This is a genomic window from Duganella aceris, assembly GCF_011090165.1.
GTDB classification, from domain to species: Bacteria; Pseudomonadota; Gammaproteobacteria; order Burkholderiales; family Burkholderiaceae_D; genus Rugamonas; species Rugamonas aceris.
The window spans coordinates 45,552-64,634 of record NZ_JAADJT010000001.1 but is presented as its reverse complement, the minus strand read 5'-3'; the positions used below and the strand labels follow the sequence as shown (position 1 = coordinate 64,634).

Annotated in this window: 16 protein-coding genes; 11 read left to right on the top strand and 5 right to left on the bottom strand. The window is 67.2% G+C overall.

The features are described from left to right. Positions 1-6: 6 nt before the first annotated feature. From GW587_RS00285 to GW587_RS00270, 4 genes are all read right to left on the bottom strand, one after another. The gene (locus GW587_RS00285) at positions 7-2,286 is read right to left on the bottom strand and encodes a M4 family metallopeptidase (protein ID WP_166097318.1); all 2,280 of its coding nucleotides are present in this window, start codon (positions 2,284-2,286) and stop codon (positions 7-9) included. A gap of 172 nt (positions 2,287-2,458) precedes the next feature. Next, positions 2,459-3,856 carry an argininosuccinate lyase gene (gene argH, locus GW587_RS00280; protein WP_166097316.1) on the bottom strand — a complete coding sequence of 466 codons (1,398 nt, stop codon included), beginning with the start codon at positions 3,854-3,856 and terminating at the stop codon, positions 2,459-2,461. 113 nt (positions 3,857-3,969) lie between these two features. After that, a complete protein-coding gene (locus GW587_RS00275) occupies positions 3,970-5,364 on the bottom strand; it encodes a YfcC family protein (RefSeq protein WP_229259233.1) in 1,395 nt (464 codons plus the stop codon). An 11-nt stretch (positions 5,365-5,375) separates the two neighbouring features. Next, a complete protein-coding gene (locus GW587_RS00270) occupies positions 5,376-6,515 on the bottom strand; it encodes a succinylglutamate desuccinylase/aspartoacylase family protein (RefSeq protein ID WP_166097313.1) in 1,140 nt (379 codons plus the stop codon). A gap of 160 nt (positions 6,516-6,675) precedes the next feature. Between GW587_RS00270 and GW587_RS00265 the strand changes: the two genes are divergently transcribed. From GW587_RS00265 to GW587_RS00215, 11 genes are all read left to right on the top strand, one after another. Next, on the top strand, positions 6,676-9,438 hold the full coding sequence (locus GW587_RS00265; RefSeq protein ID WP_229259232.1) for a TonB-dependent receptor: 2,763 nt from the start codon (positions 6,676-6,678) through the stop codon (positions 9,436-9,438). A gap of 131 nt (positions 9,439-9,569) precedes the next feature. Then, positions 9,570-10,859 (top strand): cyanophycinase, encoded by a 1,290-nt coding sequence (locus GW587_RS00260; protein WP_229259231.1) that lies wholly within the window; start codon positions 9,570-9,572, stop codon positions 10,857-10,859. Between the two features lie 8 nt (positions 10,860-10,867). Then, a complete protein-coding gene (locus GW587_RS00255) occupies positions 10,868-12,094 on the top strand; it encodes a cyanophycinase (RefSeq protein WP_229259230.1) in 1,227 nt (408 codons plus the stop codon). Positions 12,095-12,189: 95 nt separating this feature from the next. Further along, positions 12,190-12,630 (top strand): DoxX family protein, encoded by a 441-nt coding sequence (locus GW587_RS00250; protein WP_229259229.1) that lies wholly within the window; start codon positions 12,190-12,192, stop codon positions 12,628-12,630. A gap of 64 nt (positions 12,631-12,694) precedes the next feature. Beyond that, the gene (locus GW587_RS00245; protein ID WP_166097309.1) at positions 12,695-12,979 is read left to right on the top strand and encodes a BufA1 family periplasmic bufferin-type metallophore; all 285 of its coding nucleotides are present in this window, start codon (positions 12,695-12,697) and stop codon (positions 12,977-12,979) included. After that, positions 12,976-13,821, top strand: coding sequence for an alpha/beta fold hydrolase (locus tag GW587_RS00240; protein ID WP_166097307.1), 846 nt, complete (start codon positions 12,976-12,978; stop codon positions 13,819-13,821). Before GW587_RS00245 ends, GW587_RS00240 begins: the two co-directional genes overlap by 4 nt. Positions 13,822-13,846: 25 nt before the next feature. After that, positions 13,847-14,134, top strand: a complete 288-nt coding sequence (gene bufA2, locus GW587_RS00235) for a BufA2 family periplasmic bufferin-type metallophore (RefSeq protein ID WP_166097306.1) — start codon at positions 13,847-13,849, stop codon at positions 14,132-14,134. A 12-nt stretch (positions 14,135-14,146) separates the two neighbouring features. After that, on the top strand, positions 14,147-14,998 hold the full coding sequence (gene bufB / locus GW587_RS00230) for an MNIO family bufferin maturase (RefSeq protein ID WP_166097304.1): 852 nt from the start codon (positions 14,147-14,149) through the stop codon (positions 14,996-14,998). Beyond that, positions 14,998-15,747, top strand: a complete 750-nt coding sequence (locus tag GW587_RS00225; protein WP_207393294.1) for an HvfC/BufC N-terminal domain-containing protein — start codon at positions 14,998-15,000, stop codon at positions 15,745-15,747. The genes bufB and GW587_RS00225 overlap by 1 nt, the downstream gene beginning before the upstream one ends. A gap of 28 nt (positions 15,748-15,775) precedes the next feature. After that, complete coding sequence (locus GW587_RS00220) at positions 15,776-16,837, top strand: alpha/beta fold hydrolase (RefSeq protein ID WP_166097301.1); 1,062 nt, start codon at positions 15,776-15,778, stop codon at positions 16,835-16,837. A 54-nt stretch (positions 16,838-16,891) separates the two neighbouring features. Further along, complete coding sequence (locus GW587_RS00215; RefSeq protein ID WP_229259228.1) at positions 16,892-18,301, top strand: IgA Peptidase M64; 1,410 nt, start codon at positions 16,892-16,894, stop codon at positions 18,299-18,301. Here the strand turns inward: GW587_RS00215 and GW587_RS00210 are convergent, their stop codons facing one another. After that, on the bottom strand, positions 18,302-18,988 hold the full coding sequence (locus tag GW587_RS00210; protein WP_166097299.1) for a hypothetical protein: 687 nt from the start codon (positions 18,986-18,988) through the stop codon (positions 18,302-18,304). Positions 18,989-19,083: the final 95 nt, after the last annotated feature.

Sequence of the window (19,083 nt, the reverse complement as noted above, 5' to 3'; positions counted from 1 at the left end):
GCACCCTCAGCGGGTCAGCAGGCTGACCTTGTCGAGCACGAAGGAGGTTTGCTTCGAACGGTCTTCGCGCAGTGTGAACGACAGGATTACGGTCTGTCCCTTCCATGCGCTCAGGTCGAAGCTGCGCAGCTGGTAGCCGTCGGCCGGGGTCAGGTTGGTGTAGGTGGCCAGCGTGGTGGTTGCGCCGCCGTTGGCGTTGCGGACGGTGACCATCAGCCGGTCGTAGACGGTGTTGCCGGTTTCGGCGGTGTCGATGTGCAGCGCGAAGCGGAGCGATGCGCTGGTGGCGTCGGCCGGGATGGCGACGCGCTGGGTCAGCGTCTCGGTGGCGCGGCGGCCGTTCCCGCCCAGCCAGGCGTAGCGCGCGCCTTCATACGCGTCCTGGCCGTTGAAGTTGCCGATCACGCCGGTGGTGCCGCTCCAGCCGGTGACGCCGTTTTCGAAGCCGCCGTTGACCAGCCGTTCGGTCTCGCCGCCGCCACCGCCACCACCACCGCCGCCTTGCTCGTCGATGTCGGCGCCGACGTTGATCGCGGCATAGGCGCGCTGCACCGCGATGGCTTCCTTCGAGGCGGTGCCGTACAGCTCCTGCGCCGCTTGCAGCACCTTGTCGCGCGCGTCGGCGTAGTTGGTGGAGGAGGTGAACTTGGTGGTCAGCGCCTTGAACCAGATGCGGTAGGCCTTGTCGCTGCCGATACCGGTCATCGCGGCCGGCGTCCTGACCAGGAAGGGGCTGTGGTAGTCGCTGGCGGGATCGGCGCTGGAGCCCTGCGACAGGAAGTAGAACATGCGGTTATTCGGTCCGCTCGAATAGTGCACGTCGAGGTTCTTCAGGTTGACGCTCCAGGCGTCCGGGCTGCTGCCGTCCTTGTGCGGCTTGTACATCCAGCGCAGCGGTTCGCCGCTGCGGCTGATCTCCTTGCCCATCATCCAGTCGTTGCCGGCGGCCGGTATCGCGCCGCCGCTGCCGCCATTGCGCGCGTAGGCTTCGACCATCTCGCCGCCGATATCGGAGTTCGATTCGTTCAAGCCGCCCGATTCGCCGGCGTAGATCAGGTCCGCCGTGGCGGCCGTCACGCCGTGCGACATCTCGTGGCCGATCACGTCGATCGAGCCGAGGCTGAGGAAGAAGTCGCCGTCGCCGATGTACATGCAGCGGCAGCTGTCGTCGTAGAAGGCGTTGTCGTAGCCGGTGCCGACGTGGGCGGCGATGTAGGTGGCGGTGTTGTTCCCGTCCAGCGACTGCCATCCGAGCACGTTCTTGTTGGTGTCGTAGGTGTTCATCAAGCCCCACAGCGCGTTGACCGCCGCCGTCTGGCCGTTGGCGTTGCTGGTGCTGCCGCCGTTGTACTGCTGGCCGTCGCCCCAGGTGTTGCCGGCGTTGGTGTAGATGCCGCCGGGGTCGGGGTTGTTCGGCGAACTGTGGTTGGCGTTGGTGATCGCCATCGCGCCGAACTTGCCGCCTGCGCCGCGCGAGGCGTCCAGCATCTGGTAGCCGGCGCCGGACAGCGTGGTGTTGATCGGCACCACGCCGTTGTACTGGCTGTTGCCGCTGCCGATCACCGTTTGCAGCGCGGGCCACTGCTGGATGATGGCGCCGGTGCGGGCGTCGACCACGACGTCGAAGTAGATCACCTTGCCGTCCTGCGCCATCCGTAGCTGCACCAGGTAGGCCAGCGCGTAGCGGTCGACCACTTCCTGCAGGTCGGTGGCGTTCAATTGCTCCTCGGACTTGCCGGCGGCCGACGGCGCGCGCACCGTTTTCATCACCGGATAGATCAGCAGCTCGGCGCTGGGCGGCCAGCGGTGCGTGCCGCGCGGCGCGATCGCCCGCACCGCGATGCGGATCGCTTCGTCGGTGCCGATGGCCGGCGCGGTGTCGGCCGGCGTGGCGGGCGCGGCGGGCGTGTCGGGCGTGGGCGCGCCGCCCGGCGTCACCGCGCTCGGCGCCAGGCCGGGGCGGCGGTCGGCGATCGAGACGCCGACGATCTCGCCGGCGGGGTTGGTCACCACCACCGATTCGGAGCCCAGCACGCGCAGGCCTTTGTAGGTGTGCTGCGCGCGCGTGATCTTTTGCCCGGTCACGCCGGGGTGCTGGCTGCTGATGCGGAAGCTGTAGTCGGCGCCCAGCCCCTGGCGGTGGTCCAGCGTCGACAGGCGCGACACCAGGCCCGCGCTCTCCTGCGGCGTGGCGATGCGGACCGGCGCCGACATCAGTTGAAGTTCCGCCGCGCGCAACGGGGCCGCAAGCAGGCAGGCGACTAGCAAGAGTGTGTGTTGGTTCATGTCATCCTCCCAGGTTCGGCATTCCGGCGGGCATCGAATGATGTGCCGGTCCGCCATGGGATCACGCTAGAACGCGCGCGCCGGGGAGGTTCTGTGCTAGCTCAACAGGAGAGGGGATTTTTTGCCGCGCCGGGCGCTTGGTGGTGACCTGCGCCCGGCGGGTGGTGGGGGCTTACTCGGCCAGCTGCGCGCGCACGCGGGCGATGGCTTTGCGCACCTGGTTCGGCGCGGTGCCGCCGACGTGGTCGCGCGCGGCGACCGAGCCTTCCAGCGTCAGCACGGCGAACACGTCGTCCTCGATCAGCGTCGAGAAGGCGCGCAGCTGCTCCAGCGTCATCTCGGCCAGGTCGATCTTCAGGTCGTCGCAGGCGCGCACGGCGTGGGCCACGGCTTCGTGGGCGTCGCGGAACGGCAGGCCTTTCTTGACCAGATAGTCGGCCAGGTCGGTGGCGGTGGCGTAGCCTTGCAGCGCGGCGGCGCGCATCGCTTCCGGCTTGACGCTGATGCCGCCGGCCATGTCGGCGAAGATGCGCAGCGTGTCGACCACGGTGTCGACGGTGTCGAACAGCGGCTCTTTATCTTCCTGGTTGTCCTTGTTGTAGGCCAGCGGCTGGCCCTTCATCAGGGTCAAAAGGCCCATCAGGTGACCGTAGACGCGGCCGGTCTTGCCGCGCGCCAGTTCCGGCACGTCCGGGTTTTTCTTTTGCGGCATGATCGACGAGCCGGTGCAGAAGCGGTCGGCGATGTCGATGAAGCCGACCCGTGGGCTCATCCAGATCACCAGTTCCTCCGACATGCGCGAGATGTGGGTCATGATGAGCGAGGCGGCGGCGGTGAATTCGATGGCGAAGTCGCGGTCGGAGACGGCGTCCAGCGAGTTGTGGCAGACATCGTCAAAGCCCAGCGTCCTGGCCACGCGTTCGCGGTCGATCGGGAAGGTGGTGCCGGCCAGCGCGGCGGCGCCCAGCGGCAGGCGGTTGACGCGCTTGCGGCAGTCGGCCATGCGCTCGGCGTCGCGGCCGAACATTTCGACGTAGGCCAGCATGTGGTGGCCGAAGGTGATCGGCTGCGCCACCTGCATGTGGGTGAAGCCGGGCATGATGGTGTCGGCGTTTTTCTCGGCCAGGTCGGTCAGCGCGGCGCGCAGCGCGTGCAGCAGTTCGACCACGTCGTCGATGGCGGCGCGCACGTAGAGGCGGATGTCGGTCGCCACCTGGTCGTTGCGGGAGCGGCCGGTGTGCAGGCGCTTGCCGGCGTCGCCCACCAGTTCGGTCAGGCGTTTTTCGATGTTGAGGTGGACGTCTTCCAGGTCGAGCAGCCATTCGAACTGGCCGGCTTCGATCTCGGCGCCGATCTGCGCCATGCCGCGTTCGATTTCGGCGCGGTCGGCGGCGCTGATGATGCCTTGCGCGGCCAGCATTTCGGCGTGGGCCAGCGAGCCCTGGATGTCGGCCTTGGCCAGGCGCTTGTCGAAGAACACCGAGGCGGTGTAGCGTTTGACCAGGTCCGAGACCGGTTCATTGAAGCGGGCCGACCAGGCTTCGGATTTTTTGGAGAGTTGTGCAGTCATAATGGGGAAAGTGGTTTGCGCGTTTTGTCGGCATCGATTATAAACCGCAAGCTGCCCTAAAATACGTCAACATTATCTTTTCGATCACTGAAAACATCGCCGGCGCGGTTTTCCTACTGCCAGTTCATCAGCACCGGCGGCACCAGCAGCGCCATCGCCATCACCGCGTAGATCAGTTGCAGCGGGATCATCCACTTGGCCCAGGTGATCCACGGCACCCGCGCCAGCGCCAGCACGCCGACCGTGATGCCGGAGGTCGGGATCATCGGCGTGGTCAGCTCGCCGAACTGGAACGCCAGGATCGCGGTCTGCCGCGTCACGCCCACCAGGTCGGCCAGCGGCGCCATGATCGGCATCGTCAGCGCGGCCTGGCCGGTGCCGGAGTGGATGAAGAAGTTGATCACGGTCTGGATGCCGAACATCTTCCACGCGGTGAAGATCGGGTGCGCCGACTGCACCAGCGGCGTCAGCCCGTGCAGCATGGTGTCGATGATGTGCGCGTCGCGCGCCAGAATCATGGTGCCGCGCGCCAGCGCGATCACCAGCGCCGTGCCCACCAGGTCGCGCGCGCCCTGGATGAAGCCTTCGACGATCTGGGTCGAGTCGAGCCGCCCCACCAGGCCGATCACCACGCCCATGGTCAGGAACAGCGCGGCGATTTCGTCGATGTACCAGCCGTACTGCACCACGCCGCCCACCATGATCGCCAGCGCGCCGACGAAGATCCACAGCACCCGCTTGTGGCGCGCGGTCATGCCGTGCAGTTCGCCCAGGCCGTGCGGCTGTTCGCGGCGTTTCTCCTGGTCCAGCGCGTAGGTCGGACTGAGTTCGGGATTCTTCTTGACCCGCGCCGCGTACCACATCAGGAACAGCACCGTGACGGCGGTGGCGATGCTCCAGGCGATCAGGCGGTAGCCCCAGCCGGAAAACACCGGCACGCCGGCGATGCCCTGCGCGATGCCGACGTTGAACGGGTTGAGGAAGGCGGCGCCGAAGCCGACCTGCGAGCCGAGGAAGGGGATCGAGACGCCGGTGATGGTGTCGTAGCCCAGGGCCAGCGCCAGCGGCACGAAAATCAGTATAAACGGTATGGCTTCCTCGTTCATGCCGAAGGTGGCGCCGCCGATCGAGAACATGGTGACGAACACCGGGATCAGCGCCTTCTGGATCAACACCGAATCCTTGTGCGCGCGCGCCAGCGCCCGGATCATCGAGTCGACCGCCTCGGTCTTCTGCAGCACGGCGAAGGCGCCGCCGACGATCAGCACGAAGCCGATGATCTGCGCCGCTTCGACGAAGCCCTTGATCGGCGCCTTGATCAGCGCCACCAGCCCTTGCGGCGCGCTCGGCACGTAGTGGAAGCTGTCCGGCACGATCAGCTGCTTGCCGTCGACCAGGTGGGTGTCGTATTTGCCGCCGGGGACCAGCCAGGTCGCCGCCGCGATCATGGCCAGGATCAGGAACAACAGGACGAAGGTGTGCGGCAGCTTGAATTTTTTGGTGGTCATGGGTACGGTGGTCATTGGCTCAGCAGGTCGCCTGCGCGGTAGGCTTGGGCGCCGGCGACTTTGCCGACGTTCATGCCGCGGATGACGTGGCGGTGCGCGCTGCGCGCGAAGAACACGCCGTCGACGCCGGCGCGCAGCACCGTGGTCGCGCCACCGACCGGGTCGATCAAATCGGCCAGCGCGTCGCCGGCCTTGACCCGCGCGCCCAGCTCGCGGGTGTAGATCAGGATCCCGGCGTGCGGCGCGTACACCGGCTCGACGCCCTCCAGCGGCGTGGCGGCGCACAGCGGCGCCGGCAGCACGGCGGCGGCGGCCGCCGCCGCGTCGTCCTCGGCGCGGAGCACGCCGCTCAGGGTGAGGAATTGCAGCAGGCCGGCGGCGTCGCGGCGCGCCAGCTCGTAGCTGACCTCCATCTCGCCGCGCAGCTCCACCGTCACCGACAGGCAGGCCGGCGGAATCGGGTAGCGCTGTTCGAAGTGCTGGTCCAGATCCCACCACAGCCGGCTGCACGCCTCGTCGAACGGCTCGCCGCCGGCCTGGTAGGCCAGCAGCAGCGCGTGCGCGCCGAGGATGGCCGACAGCGGCGCGACCGCGTCGGCCAGCGGCGTGCCGGCGTAGATGTGCAGCACCGCCTCGTTGTCGCAATGCAGGTCGAGCACGATGTCGGCGTCGATCGCCAGCGTCATCAGGGTTTTCTTCAGCGTCTCGGCGTCGGTGGCCGGCTTCCAGTCGGCGATCGCGGCGCGCGCGTGGGCGCGGATCAGCGCCACGTTGGCCTGCGCGTCCTGGCCCAGCTTCCCGGCCAGCGTCTGTTTCAGCTCGTCGGCGACGTGCTTGTAGGCGCGGTTGAAGTTGATCCCGGTGGTCAGGTCGAAGCGGCCGAAGGCGGCGCCGTGGATCGCCTGCGCCAGGCCGATCGGGTTCGCCGCCGGCACCAGCACCACCTCGCCGGCGATGCGGCCGGCCGCCTCCAGCGCGCTCAATTCCGTGCGCAGGAACTGCGACACCAGCATGCCGGGCACTTCGTCGGCGTGCAGCGACCCCTGGATGTAGACCTTCTTGCCGGCGCCCGGGGTGCCGAAGTGGAAGCTGGTCAGCTCGTACGCGGCGCTGGCGTGCGGGCCGGAGAGGGGGTGTTTGTGTGCTTGCATGGTGGTCGTGGTTGATCGATCAAGCATTGAGTATGTAGCAGTATTTTCACAAAGTAAATCGTGTGCGGACGAAAGGGGACGCGCTTCCTTGAGTTTTGCGCCACATGTGCGTACAGTTGATTCAAATGAATTATTTACATAACAATCATCGGGAGTGGATATGGGCGAGTTGAATGTGGTGCGGATGTCGGCGATGGCGCGCGCCGTGCGCCTGGCGCTGAGCGTGGGCGCGGTGGCGGGCGTGGTCGGCGCGGCCGCGCAGGCCCAGGCGCAGGAGGCGGCGGCGCCGGCCGCGCCGCTGGCGCGGGTCGAGATCACCGGTTCGGCGATCAAGCGCATCGAGTCCGAGACCGCGCTGCCGGTGCAGGTCATCACCCGCGAGGAGATCGAGAAGGTCGGCGTCACCACCGCCTCCGAGATCCTGGCGCGGCTGTCGGCCAACGTCGGCGGCCTGACCGACGCCGCCAGCATCAGCGACGGCAAGGACCAGCGCGGCTTCAACAGCGCCAACCTGCGCGGCATCGGCACCTCGTCGACGCTGGTGCTGCTGAACGGTCGCCGCATGGCCAACTTCGCCTCGCCCGGCGACGACACCGGCGTCGACCTGAACAACATCCCGGCCGCCGCGATCCAGCGGGTCGAGGTGCTGCTGGACGGCGCCTCGGCGCTGTACGGCACCGACGCCATCGGCGGCGTGATCAACTTCATCACCCGCAAGGACTTCCAGGGCCTGGAGCTGAACGTCTACGGCCTGCAGACGCAGGAGGGCGGCGCCGGCAAGCGCACCGCCACCATCACCGCCGGCCACGGCGACCTGGCCAAGGACGGCTACAACATCTTCGCGGTGGCGGACGTGCAGCGCACCGGCGCGCTGAGCACCTCGCAGCGCCGCTTCGTCGACGAGCTGCGCATCCCGGAACGGCTGCCGCACCTGCTGTCCGGCTTCACCGCGCCGGCCAACATCCGCCTCACCGGCGCCCAGCGCGACTACCTGAACGACCAGGGCTTCACCATCAACGGCAAGCCGCTGACCAACCGCACCATCAACCCGTCGGTGCCGACCTGCGCGCCGCCGGCCAATCTGTATCTGCCGAACGGCACCGGCGGCGTCGACGCCTGCACCTACAACTACATGGGCGACACCGAGCTATATCCGAAATCGGAGAAGGCCAACTTCCTGTCGCGCGGCGTGCTGCAGCTGAATCCCGAGAACCAGCTGTACGCCGAGGTGGCGCTGAGCCGCTCCAAGACCTGGTACGCGGCGTCGTCGGCGCGCGTCACCGGCTACCTCGATTACCGCAAGATCCCGGCGCTGGCCAAGTACGACCTGCTGTCGGAGGAGGCCAGCGCCGACGACGACATTCCGGGCGAAGTGCAGGTCAACGTGCGCCTCAACGAGGCCGGCCGGCGCACCTCGGAGCTGATCAGCGAGAGCCAGCGCTACGTGGTCGGCTGGACCGGCAGCCGCAACGGCTGGGACTACGACGTGGCGCTGAACCACAGCATCAACACCATCAAGGACCGCGACACCCACGGCTACCTGCTGTACGATCAGCTGATGGAAGGCATCGCCGACGGCCGCATCAACCCGTTCGGACCGTCGAGCAAGGCCGGCGTGGACCTGATCAACAGCATCCAGGTCAACCAGGAGGTGCGCCACGCGCGCGGCACCATGGATTCGCTCGACTTCAAGCTGTCGCACACGGTCGGCGCGCTGGCCGGCGGCGACGCCGCGCTGGCGGTGGGCGGCGAGGTGCGGCGCGAGAAGACCGAGTTCAATCCGTCGGCGCTGCTGATGAGCGATAACATCAACAACGACGGCGCCCCGGCCGGCGGCCAGGCCACCAGCTACGCGCGCAACATCAACGCGGTGTACGGCGAGCTGCTGCTGCCGTTCACCAAGCAGCTGGAGGCGCAGCTCTCGGCGCGCTACGACCACTATCAGGTGGTCGGCGGCGCGGCCAGCCCGAAAGTGGGCCTGAGCTACACCCCGACCAAGACCATGCTGTTCCGCGCCTCGGCCGGCCGCGGCTTCCGCGCGCCGTCGATGACGGAGCTGTACCGCCCGACCCAGATCGGCAGCACCGCCACGCTGCCCGATCCGGTCTACTGCGCCACGGTTGACAACAACTACGCCGACTGCGCCAACGCCTGGGAGGCGCACCGCTATGCGAATCCGAACCTGAAGCCGGAGCGCAGCCGCCAGTTCTCGGCCGGCCTGGTGCTGCAGCCGAGCAAACTGGTGATGCTGACGCTGGACTACTGGAACATCAAGCGCACCGACCTGATCGCGGAAATCGGCGACGACATCATCCTGGCCAATCCGACCAAGTACGCCAGCCTGATCCAGCGCGACGAGGACGGCTACATCGACCACATCGACATGTACAAGGAAAACCGCGGCGCGCAAAAGGCCGCCGGGTTGGACCTGACCATCGACTACAAGGGCGTGCAGACCTGGGCCGGCCGCTTCGGCGGACGCCTGTCGGGCACCTATGTGACCGATTCCAAGATCCAGAACGAGAAGGGCGAGGCCTACGTCAGCAACCTGGGTCGCTTCGTCACCGACGGCGTGGTGCAGCGCTGGCGCCATACCATCACGCTGGACTGGGACAGCGGTCCGCTGGCGGCCAGCCTGTCGAACACCTTCTCCAGCCATTACGAAGACCAGAACTCGGCGATCAACACCGACGACGGCAGCGTGGTGGCGCCGAACCGGGTCACGTCGTACTCGCTGTGGGACCTGACCGGGGCCTGGCAGGTCAGCAAGGAGTTCAAGCTGCGCGCCGGCATCCAGAACCTGTTCGACCGCGCGCCGCCGTATTCGAACCAGGCCTACCACTTCATCTCCGGCTACGATCCGACCTACACCGACGTGCGCGGCCGGCGTTTCTACGCCAGCGCCAACTACGCGTTCAAATGAAATGTAATCCCTTCTTAAGGAATTGATTGGTATCATCTGCATTATCAACGGCGCCCGGCGAGAGCCCTGGCGCCGGTTTTCATCGGAAGGGCAACATGAAATTAACAGGTTTTACGCTCCGGCGCCTCTGCATGGCGGGGCTGCTGGTGGCCGCCGTGGTCGGGCTGCACGCCGGCGCGCGGGCGGCGGTGACGACGCCGGTGGCGAAGACGCCGCAGGTGTCGGTCAAGGCCAGCAAGCCGGCCAAGGCGGTGCCGCCGCCCAAGCCGGTGCTGGCGCCGCCGGCGGGCAACCTGGTCATCATCGGCGGCGGCCTGCGCGCCGAGAACGCGGAAGTGTGGCAGCGCATCGTGCAGCTGGCCGGCGGCAAGGGCGCGCGCATCGGCGTGTTCGGCTCGGCCTCGATCAATCCCGAGAACTCGGCCCAGAACACCATCAACAAGCTGAATCAGTACGGCGCCCAGGCCTTCTTCATCCCGCTCGGGGTGACGCTGCCCAATAGCGACTACCGCAAGGCGGCCGAGGATCCGGAGGTGGTGGCGCTGATCCATTCGGCCACCGGCATCTATTTCACCGGCGGCGACCAGGCGCGCATCACCAAGGCGCTGGTGCGGCCGGACGGCAGGCACACCGCCGCGCTGGACGCGGTGTGGGACGTGTACCGCGACGGCGGCGTGGTGGCCGGCTCCAGCGCCGGCGCGGCGATCATGAGCACCACCATGTTCTACGACGCGCGCGCGACGCTGGACATGCTGAAGAACGGCGTCAACGACGGCCATGAGATCGCCTCCGGCCTGGGCTTCATCGGCGACGACGTGTTCGTCGACCAGCACCTGCTGGTGCGCGGCCGCTTCGCGCGCATGATTCCGGTGATGCTGAAGAAGGGTTACCAGATCGGCCTCGGCATCGACGAGAACAGCGCGATGGTGGTCAACGCCCGGCGCGACGTCGAGATCATCGGCTACAGCGGCGCGCTGCTGCTGGACCTGTCGGCGGCGATCACCGACCGCGGCATCAAGGGCTTCAACATCAGCAACGCCACCATCAGCTACCTGGATCGCGGCGACAAGTTCAACCTGGTGACGCGCGAGTTCACGCCGTCGCCGGACAAGGCCGACAACAAGCTCGATCCGAACCAGCCCGACACCCGCGAGCCGGTGTACACCAACGACATCCTCGGCAACAACGCGGTGCTGGACCTGATGATCAACCTGATCGACAACGCGCAGCAGGAAGCCATCGGCATCGCCTTCGGCAACCCGCGCGACGGCAATCCGGACAGCGGCTACGAATTCCGCTTCAGTAAAACCATCAACAGCGTCGGCTACAGCTCGACCGAGGTCGAGGCGTACTCGGTGCTCAAGCTGCGGCTGGACATCCGTCCCATCGTGCTGCAGCAGCCGCTGTACCGTTACCGCTAGGAGCCGCGATGCGGATGCCGTTCACCTTCTTCACCACGCTGATGCTGGCGATTCCACTGGCCTCGGCCGCGCCGGCGCCGGCCGTGGCGGCGCCGCCCAAGGGCAACCTGGTCATCATCGGCGGCGCGCTGCGTCCCGACAACGCCGACGTCTGGCAGCGCATCGTGCAGCTGGCCGGTGGGCCGGGCGCGCGCATCGCGGTGTTCGCGTCGGCGGCGGCCGATCCCAACATGGTCGGCGGCGCCATCGTCGGTTCGCTGCAGCGCTACGGCGCCGAGGCCTTCCTGGTGCCGCTGGCGGTGAACCTGGCCGGCAGCGATTTCCGCCAGGCGGCCGAGGATGCGAAGATCGTGGCCGATGTGCGCGGCGCCGGCGGGGTGTATTTCTCCGGCGGCGACCAGGCCCGCATCACCGAGGCGCTGGTGCGGCCGGACGGCAGCCGCAGCGCGGTGCTGGAGGCGGTGTGGGAGCTGTATCGCCGGGGCGGCGTGGTGGCCGGCACCAGCGCCGGCGCGGCGGTCATGAGCCGCACCATGTTCTATGATCCGCCGCCGACCGTGTTCGCGACACTGCGCGGCGGCGTCACCGAGGGGCGCGAGGTGGCGCCGGGCCTGGGCTTCATCGGCGACGACGTGTTCGTCGACCAGCATTTCCTGGTGCGCGGCCGCTTCGCGCGCATGATCCCGGCGATGCTGAAGACCGGCTTCAAGGTGGGCCTGGGCATCGACGAGAACACCGCGATGGTGGTCGACAACCGGCGCCGGGTCGAGATCGTCGGCCACAAGGGGGCCTTGCTGGTCGACCTGTCGCGCGCCACCACCGATGCGACGCGGCCCGGCTTCAACGTGGCCAACGCGGTGATCAGCTATCTGGACCGGGGCGACCGCTACGATCTGGTGACGCATGTGGTGACGCCGTCCGAGGCCAAGGCCGGCGGCCGCCTGACGGTGCCGCAGGCGACCCTGCCGCAGCCGGTGTTCTCGGCCGATATCCTCGGCCGCAACGCGGTGGTGGAGTTGATGGAGCAGTTGATCCGCAACCGCCGCTCCGAGGCGATCGGCATCGCCACCAGCGGTCAACAGGGCGGCTTGCCGGAGTTGGGCTTCCAGTTCACCTTCAGCAAGACCCGCGACAGCGTCGGCTACGCGGCGGGCACGCCGCCCGCCTATTCGGTGTTCAACCTGCGGCTCGACGTCCGGCCGCTCGACATCGGGCGTTCGCTGGAAGCCAAGTAGGCCAATTATCACGAAAATGTTAAGACCGTAGGCCGGTCATCGCTGATATTATCTATCTCATCCGATTTAAACGGATCCGATAAATAACGGGAGTGATGATGAATCAAGCAAACGCGCCCACGGGCGCCCCTCAAGCGCTGGCGCGGCGCCTGCTGCCGCCGGCCTTGCAGCTGCTGCTGGCGCGGGTCGGCATCGGCGCCGTGTTCTTCCTGTCCGGCCGCACCAAGGTACAGGGCTGGCTGTCCATCAAGCCGTTCACCTATGAGCTGTTCCGCAGCGAGTACAAGCTGCCGCTGATCTCCGCCGAGCTGGCGGCGCCGCTGGCCACCTATGCCGAGCATCTGCTGCCGCTGCTGCTGGTGCTTGGCCTGTTCACCCGTCACGCCGCGCTGGCGCTGCTGGGGATGACGGCGGTGATCGAGATCTTCGTATATCCCAACGCCTGGCCTACCCACCTGCTGTGGACCGCCGTGCTGCTGCCGTTGATCGCCCAGGGCGGGGGGCGGTGGTCGCTCGACCGCGTTTTTTTAAAATAGATAAGTCGCACCCGCTGTTATCGGATGCGGTTCATGTAGTACCCACCCACTGAAAGGATTCACCATGACGATCTCCCGTTCCGCATTGGCCGCTTCGCTGGCCTTTTCGCTGGCCGCGCTGACCGGCGCCGCCCACGCCGCCGACGCGCCGAAACCGACCGAGAAATGCTTCGGCGTCTCGCTGGCCGGCCAGAACGACTGCGCCGCCGGCGCCGGCACCAGCTGCGCCGGCACGTCGGTCACCGACTACCAGGGCGACGCCTGGACCCTGGTCGACAAGGGGACCTGCACCAGGATCAAGACGCCGAAGGGCTACGGTTCGCTGACCGCGAAGGCGGCCGGCAAATGAGGGCCATGAACAAGCTGGCGTTGACGGCGGCGCTGGCCGGCGCGTTGCTGGCGGCGACCGCAGGCGCGTCGGCGGCGTCGGCCGGCACGGCGATATCCGCCGCCTCGGCCGCCTTGGCCGCTTCGGTCGCGGCGGCCGACATGGCGCAGGCGGCGCAGCCGGCCGGCGCGAAGAACATCGTGCTGGTGCCGGGCTCCTTCGTCGACGGTTCCGGCTGGCGGGTGGTGTTCGACATCCTGTACCACGCCGGCTACCACGTCAGCATCGCGGCCCAGCCGCACACTAGTTTCGACGACGACGTCGCCGCCGCCCGCGAGATCCTCGACCAGCAGGTCGGTCCGGTGGTGCTGGTCGGCCACAGCTCCGGCGGCGCGATCATCTCGGCGGCCGGGGCGCGCGACAAGGTCAAGGCGCTGGTCTACGTGGCGGCGCTGTTGCCCGACGTCGGCGAGAGCCTGGCGCAGGTGCTCGGCTCGATGCCGTCGCCGAGCGACGCGGTGGTGGCGACCCAGGACGGCCATCTGTTCTTCGACCGCGCCAAATTCCACGACGACTTCGCGGCGGACCTGGCCGAGAACCGCACCAACTTCATGGCGGCGGCGCAGGTGCCGGCCACCAGCGCCGCCTTCCATACGCAGATCTGGTCGGCCGCATGGCGCAGCAAGCCGAGTTACGCCATCGTGTCCACCCAGGACCGCGCGCTGAACCCGGAGCTGCAACGCTGGATGTATCAGCGCGCCAAGGCCAAGGTCACCGAGATCAAGGCCAGCCATCTGGTCTACATCTCGCAGCCGGAGCAGGTTGCCAAAGTCATCATCGAAGCCGCGCAAAACGCGCACTAACTTTTACTTGTTTTAGGAGCCACACATGAAACCATCCGTCACCACCCGCGTCGGTCTCGCCGCCGCTTCCGCCTTGATGGCGCTGGCCTCGCTGGCCGCCGGCGCCCAGGCCAACGCCGCCGAGCCGGGCGCCGCCGCAGTCAAGGAACCGCTGGGCCGCTGCTACGGCATCAACACCTGCAAGGGCACCAGCCTGTGCGCCACCGCCAAGAACGATTGCAAGGGCCTCAACGCCTGCAAGGGCGAGGGCGTGCTGGTGCGCACCAAGACCGCCTGCCTGGCAGAAGGCGGCACGCTGACCGAACCCAAATAAGCGGTCGACACGATGAGCACGAACTGTCCTCATTTTTCCGGCTACGGCCTGGGCCTGCGCAAGGAGCACTACCGCGATTTCCTGGAAACGCAGGTGGCGGTGGACTTCGTTGAAGTCATCTCGGAGAACTTCATGATCGCCGGCGGCCAGCCGCGCCATATCCTGCGGCAGATCCGCGAACGGCATCCGGTGGCGCTGCACGGCGTGTCGATGTCGATCGGCTCCGCCGACGGCTTGCGCGCCGATTACCTGCAACGCCTGAAGGCGCTGGCCGACGAAATCGAGCCGCTGTTCGTCTCGGACCATTTGAGCTGGTCGCGCTACGCGGCGTTCAACTCGCACGACCTGCTGCCGGTGCCGTACACGGCGGAGGCGCTGGACATCGTCTGCGCCAACGTCGACCAGGCGCAGCAGGTCTTGGGCCGCGCCATGCTGTTCGAGAATCCATCGAGCTATCTGGCCTTCGACGGCGCAGAGATGAGCGAGTGGGAATTCCTGGCGGCGATGGCGGCGCGCACCGGGTGCGGCCTGCTGCTGGACGTGAATAATATTTACGTCAGCGCCAGCAACCACGGCTTCGATCCGCAGGCCTTCATCGCCGGCATCCCGTTCCAGCATGTGCGGCAGATCCATCTTGCCGGCCATAGCCAGGGCGCCGAGCTGCTGATCGACACGCACGATACGCCGGTCGGCGAGGCGGTGTGGAAGCTGTATTCGCAGGTGATGGGGCTGGCCGGTCCGGTGGCGACCATGATCGAGCGCGATGACGACATCCCGCCGCTGGCGGACCTGATGCTGGAGCTGGCGACGGCGCGTTCGCTCGGCGCGCTGCGCGCCCGTCACCGCGAGCTGGAGGAGGCGTGATGCTGGCCGACCTGCAACGCGACTTCCAGCGCTGGCTGGTGGCGGCCACGCCGGCCGCCTCGCTCGGTGACGGCGCGCGCGCCATGGCCGGGCTGGCGGTGTATCAGAACAATTATCGCGCGCAGCTGGTGGGCTGCCTGGAACAGAGCTATCCGCAGCTGCGCGCGTGGATCGGCGACGAGGCGTTCCGCACCGCCGCCATCACCCATATCGACCGCCATCCGCCGCATGCGTGGACGCTGGACGCCTATGCCGATGGTTTCGACCGCACGCTGGTCGAGCTGTTTCCGCACAACCCGGACGTGCATGAACTGGCGTGGGTAGAGCATGCGCTGGCGGCGGCCTTCATCGCGGCGGACGCGCGTTGTGTGCCGCTGGATGCGCTGGCGGGTATCGATTGGGATACGGCGCTGTTGAGCATCACGCCGTCGTTCCGCAGCATCGCGGTCGGCACCAATGTCGAGCAGATCTGGTCGGCGTTGTGGCAGGGCCAGGCGCCGCCGGATGGCGCCATGCTGGAGCGGCCGGCCGGCTTGCTGGTCTGGCGGCGCGGCTATGTCTCCTGCCTGAAGCAGGTCGACGCCATCGAGCGCGAGGCCTTGCTGCGCCTGCACGACAGCGGCAGTTTCGCCGGCTTGTGCGATTGGCTGGTCGAGCGGCTCGGCGAGTACGACGGCGTGGCCAGGGCGGGCGAACTGCTGGCGGGATGGCTGGCCAGCGAACTGATTGTCGGTATCGACGCGGTCTGACCGCATCACTTTTTTGAGGAGCTTCATCATGACTGATTCCATTCTGAACCGCCGTGGCTTCCTGATGTCGGCGGCCGCCGGCGCCGCCGGCTTGTCGTTCGGCGGCCTCGCCAACGCGGCCGCCGCGCCGCCGCGCAAGGATCCGGCGCCGCCGGTCAAGCCGGATCGCGGGCCGCTGCCGGTGATGGCGGTGCGCCAGGTGCAAACCGATACGCTCGACATCGGCTACCACGAGACCGGGCCGGCCGACGGCCATCCGGTCATCCTGCTGCACGGCTTCCCCTACGATATCCACAGCTACGTGGAGGTGGCGCCGCTGCTGGCGGCGCAGGGCTATCGCGTGATCGTGCCGCACTTGCGCGGCCACGGCAGCACGCGCTTCCTTGACGCGGCCACGCCGCGCTCGGGGCAGCAGGCGGCCATCGGGCAGGATCTGCTGGACCTGATGGACGCGTTGCACATTCCGGAGGCGGTGTTGGCCGGCTACGACTGGGGCGGCCGCGCGGCATGCGTGGTGGCGGCGCTGCGGCCGTCGCGGGTGGTGGGGCTGGTGTCGGTCAACAGCTATCTGATCCAGGACATCGCCAAGGCGGCAAATCCGGCGCCGGCCAAGGTGGAGGCGGGCTTCTGGTATCAGTTCTACTTCCTCACCGAGCGTGGCCGCGCCGGCCTGACCGCCAACCGCGACGACATCGCGCGCATCATGTGGGAGGGGAATTCGCCGACCTGGCGCTTCGATGGTCCGACCTTCAGCCGCGCCGCCAAGGCTTTCGACAATCCGGATTATGTCGAGGTGGTGCTGCATTCCTACCGCCATCGGCTGGGCCATGCGCCGGGCTTCGCGGAATACGGGAAGCAGGAGGCGATCCTTGCCACCGGCCCGGTGATCAAGGTGCCGGCGATCACGCTGGACGGCATCGACGACGGCGTGATCCGCGCCACCGACGGCAGCGCGTCGGCGGCCAGGTTCGGCGGGCCGCGCGTGCATCGGCAGATTCCCGGCGTGGGCCACAACCTGCCGCAGGAGGCGCCGCAAGCCTTCGCCGACGCGGTGGCGGAGCTGGCGCGCAACGGAAAATGGCGCACCTGACGCTGGGGCGGGATTACAATGGCGGTCACGTTTTCAATGACCGCCGGGATATCCATGAACCGCTTTTTCTCCTTTGTGCTGGCGCTGGCAGTGACCGCGCCGGCGCTGGCCGCGCAGCCGGCCACCGTCCGCGTCGACTATCTGCACAGCGGTAACGCGCTCGATGAACACTATGCGATGGAGCGCGTGGTGATCGAGCCGCTGCCGTGGCCGGGCGATCTGCGCGCCACCATCGACAATACCAATCGCGGCAACAATCTGGTGGAGGTGGTGGACGCCAAGTCCGGGGCGCTGCTGTATTCACGCGGTTTCTCGACCGTGTTCGCGGAGTGGCGCAGCACCGAGGAGGCGGGCAAGATCAATCGCGGCTTCCAGGAGTCGGTGCGTTTCCCCAAACCGGACAAGCCGGTGCGGGTGCGCATCCTCAAGCGCGATGAGCGCGGGGCGTTCTCGGTGGTGTGGACGGCGGATGTCGATACCGATGCGATGGATGTGGTGCGCAAGCAGCCGCCGGCGCCGGTCAAGCCGCTGCCGATCCGCGTCAATGGTCCGTCGCCGGACAAGGTCGATCTGCTGATCGTCGGCGATGGCTACACCAAGGGCGAGATGAAGAAGTTCGAGGCCGCCGCGCGGCGCTTGGCGGATCATTTGTTCGCGGTGTCGCCGTTCAAGGAGCGGGCCAAGGATTTCAACGTCTGGGCGTTGGCTTTGCCGACCGAGGAGTCGGGCGTGTCGCGGCCGTCGACCGGGGTGCATCATGCGTCGCCGTTGGGCACGCGGTATGACATCTTCGGCAGCGAGCGTTATGTGCTGACCACCGATAACCGCGCCTTGCGCGAGCTGGCGCAGTTCGCGCCGTATGAGTTCATCGAGATCCTGGTCAATAACGAGACTTATGGCGGCGGCGGGATCTTCGGGCAGTTCAGCACTGCGGCGGCGGACAACGATTGGGCCAATTATTTGTTCGTGCACGAATTTGGTCATCACTTCGCTGGACTGGCCGACGAGTACTACACTTCGCCGGTGGCGTATGCGACCGGCGGGGCGCGGCAGGAGCCGTGGGAGCCGAATGCGACGGCGCTGCGCGATCCGGCCAACGTCAAGTGGAAGAAGTTCGTCAAGGAGGGCACGCCGCTGCCGACGCCTTGGCCCAAGGATGCTTACGAGTCCGCGTCGCGCGCTTATCAGAAGGAGCGGGCGGCGCTGCGCGCCGCCAACCGGCCGGAGTCGGAGATGAGCGCTTTGTTCCGCAAGGATTTGCAGCATACCGATGAACTGTTCTCGCGCGATCCGCATCGCCATACCGTTGGTGCGTTCGAGGGGGCGAACTATGAGGCGACAGGTTATTATCGCCCCGAGATGCAGTGCATCATGTTCGATCGCAGCGAGACGTTTTGCTCCGTCTGCGCCGATGCCATCGGCACCATCATCGATCTGTATTCGCGTCCGCCCGTAAAGCGTTAGTCAGTAGGCGATGTCCTCGGCGCGGTAGCGGAACTTGCGCCGCTCGGGCAGGTCCCAGCCGGGGTCGAAGTCTTGCTTGTGCCTGCGCGGCTCCGGCGGCTCGGGCCTCGGTTGCGGCGCGGTGCTCACCGGCGCGCGCTCGGCCGGCACGGCCAGCGACGTCGTCGATGTTGCCGCCGCCGCCTCCGCGGAAGGTGGCGTCGCGGTCGCTGGCGGCGGACCCGGCTCCGCGCCGGCGAGTCGCGATCGCCTGTGCGCGAGTTCCTCTTGCGCCAGTTCTTGCCGCAGCCTGCAGGCGATCTTGAAGTGCTTGTCGCCCGGCCTGCGCACCGATAAATCGAACCAGGCGTTGCGCGCCGTTCTGGCGAACGATCGTGCGAACTGATTCGGAGAGACCGATCTGCCTTCGTGCATGATCTGGTCGCCTTCGACGCACGCGTAGTTGTGCTCGCCGTAGCTCCATGAGCGCAACACCGTGCCTTCAGGCAGGAACAGCGTCTTCCATTGGTAGCCGCGCACGCCGGCCGGATCGGCGGCGGGCGGGGCCTCGCTTTCCGCAGCGAGCCAGCTTTCCACCGCTGCGGTGATCGATTCCGAGATATCTTGCGTGCCGCCGCGCCGGGCGAGGTGTTGCACCAGCCGGAGCATGGTATCGGTAGGTAGCTGGCAGCTCACTGTGGTAAACATTCTCTTTCCGCCTCTCTTTTCTTCGCTTTTCTATTCTTTAGATCGCAAATCTCGCAAGAAGTTCAGAAGAGAGGAAAAGTGAAGAAAAGTGAGAA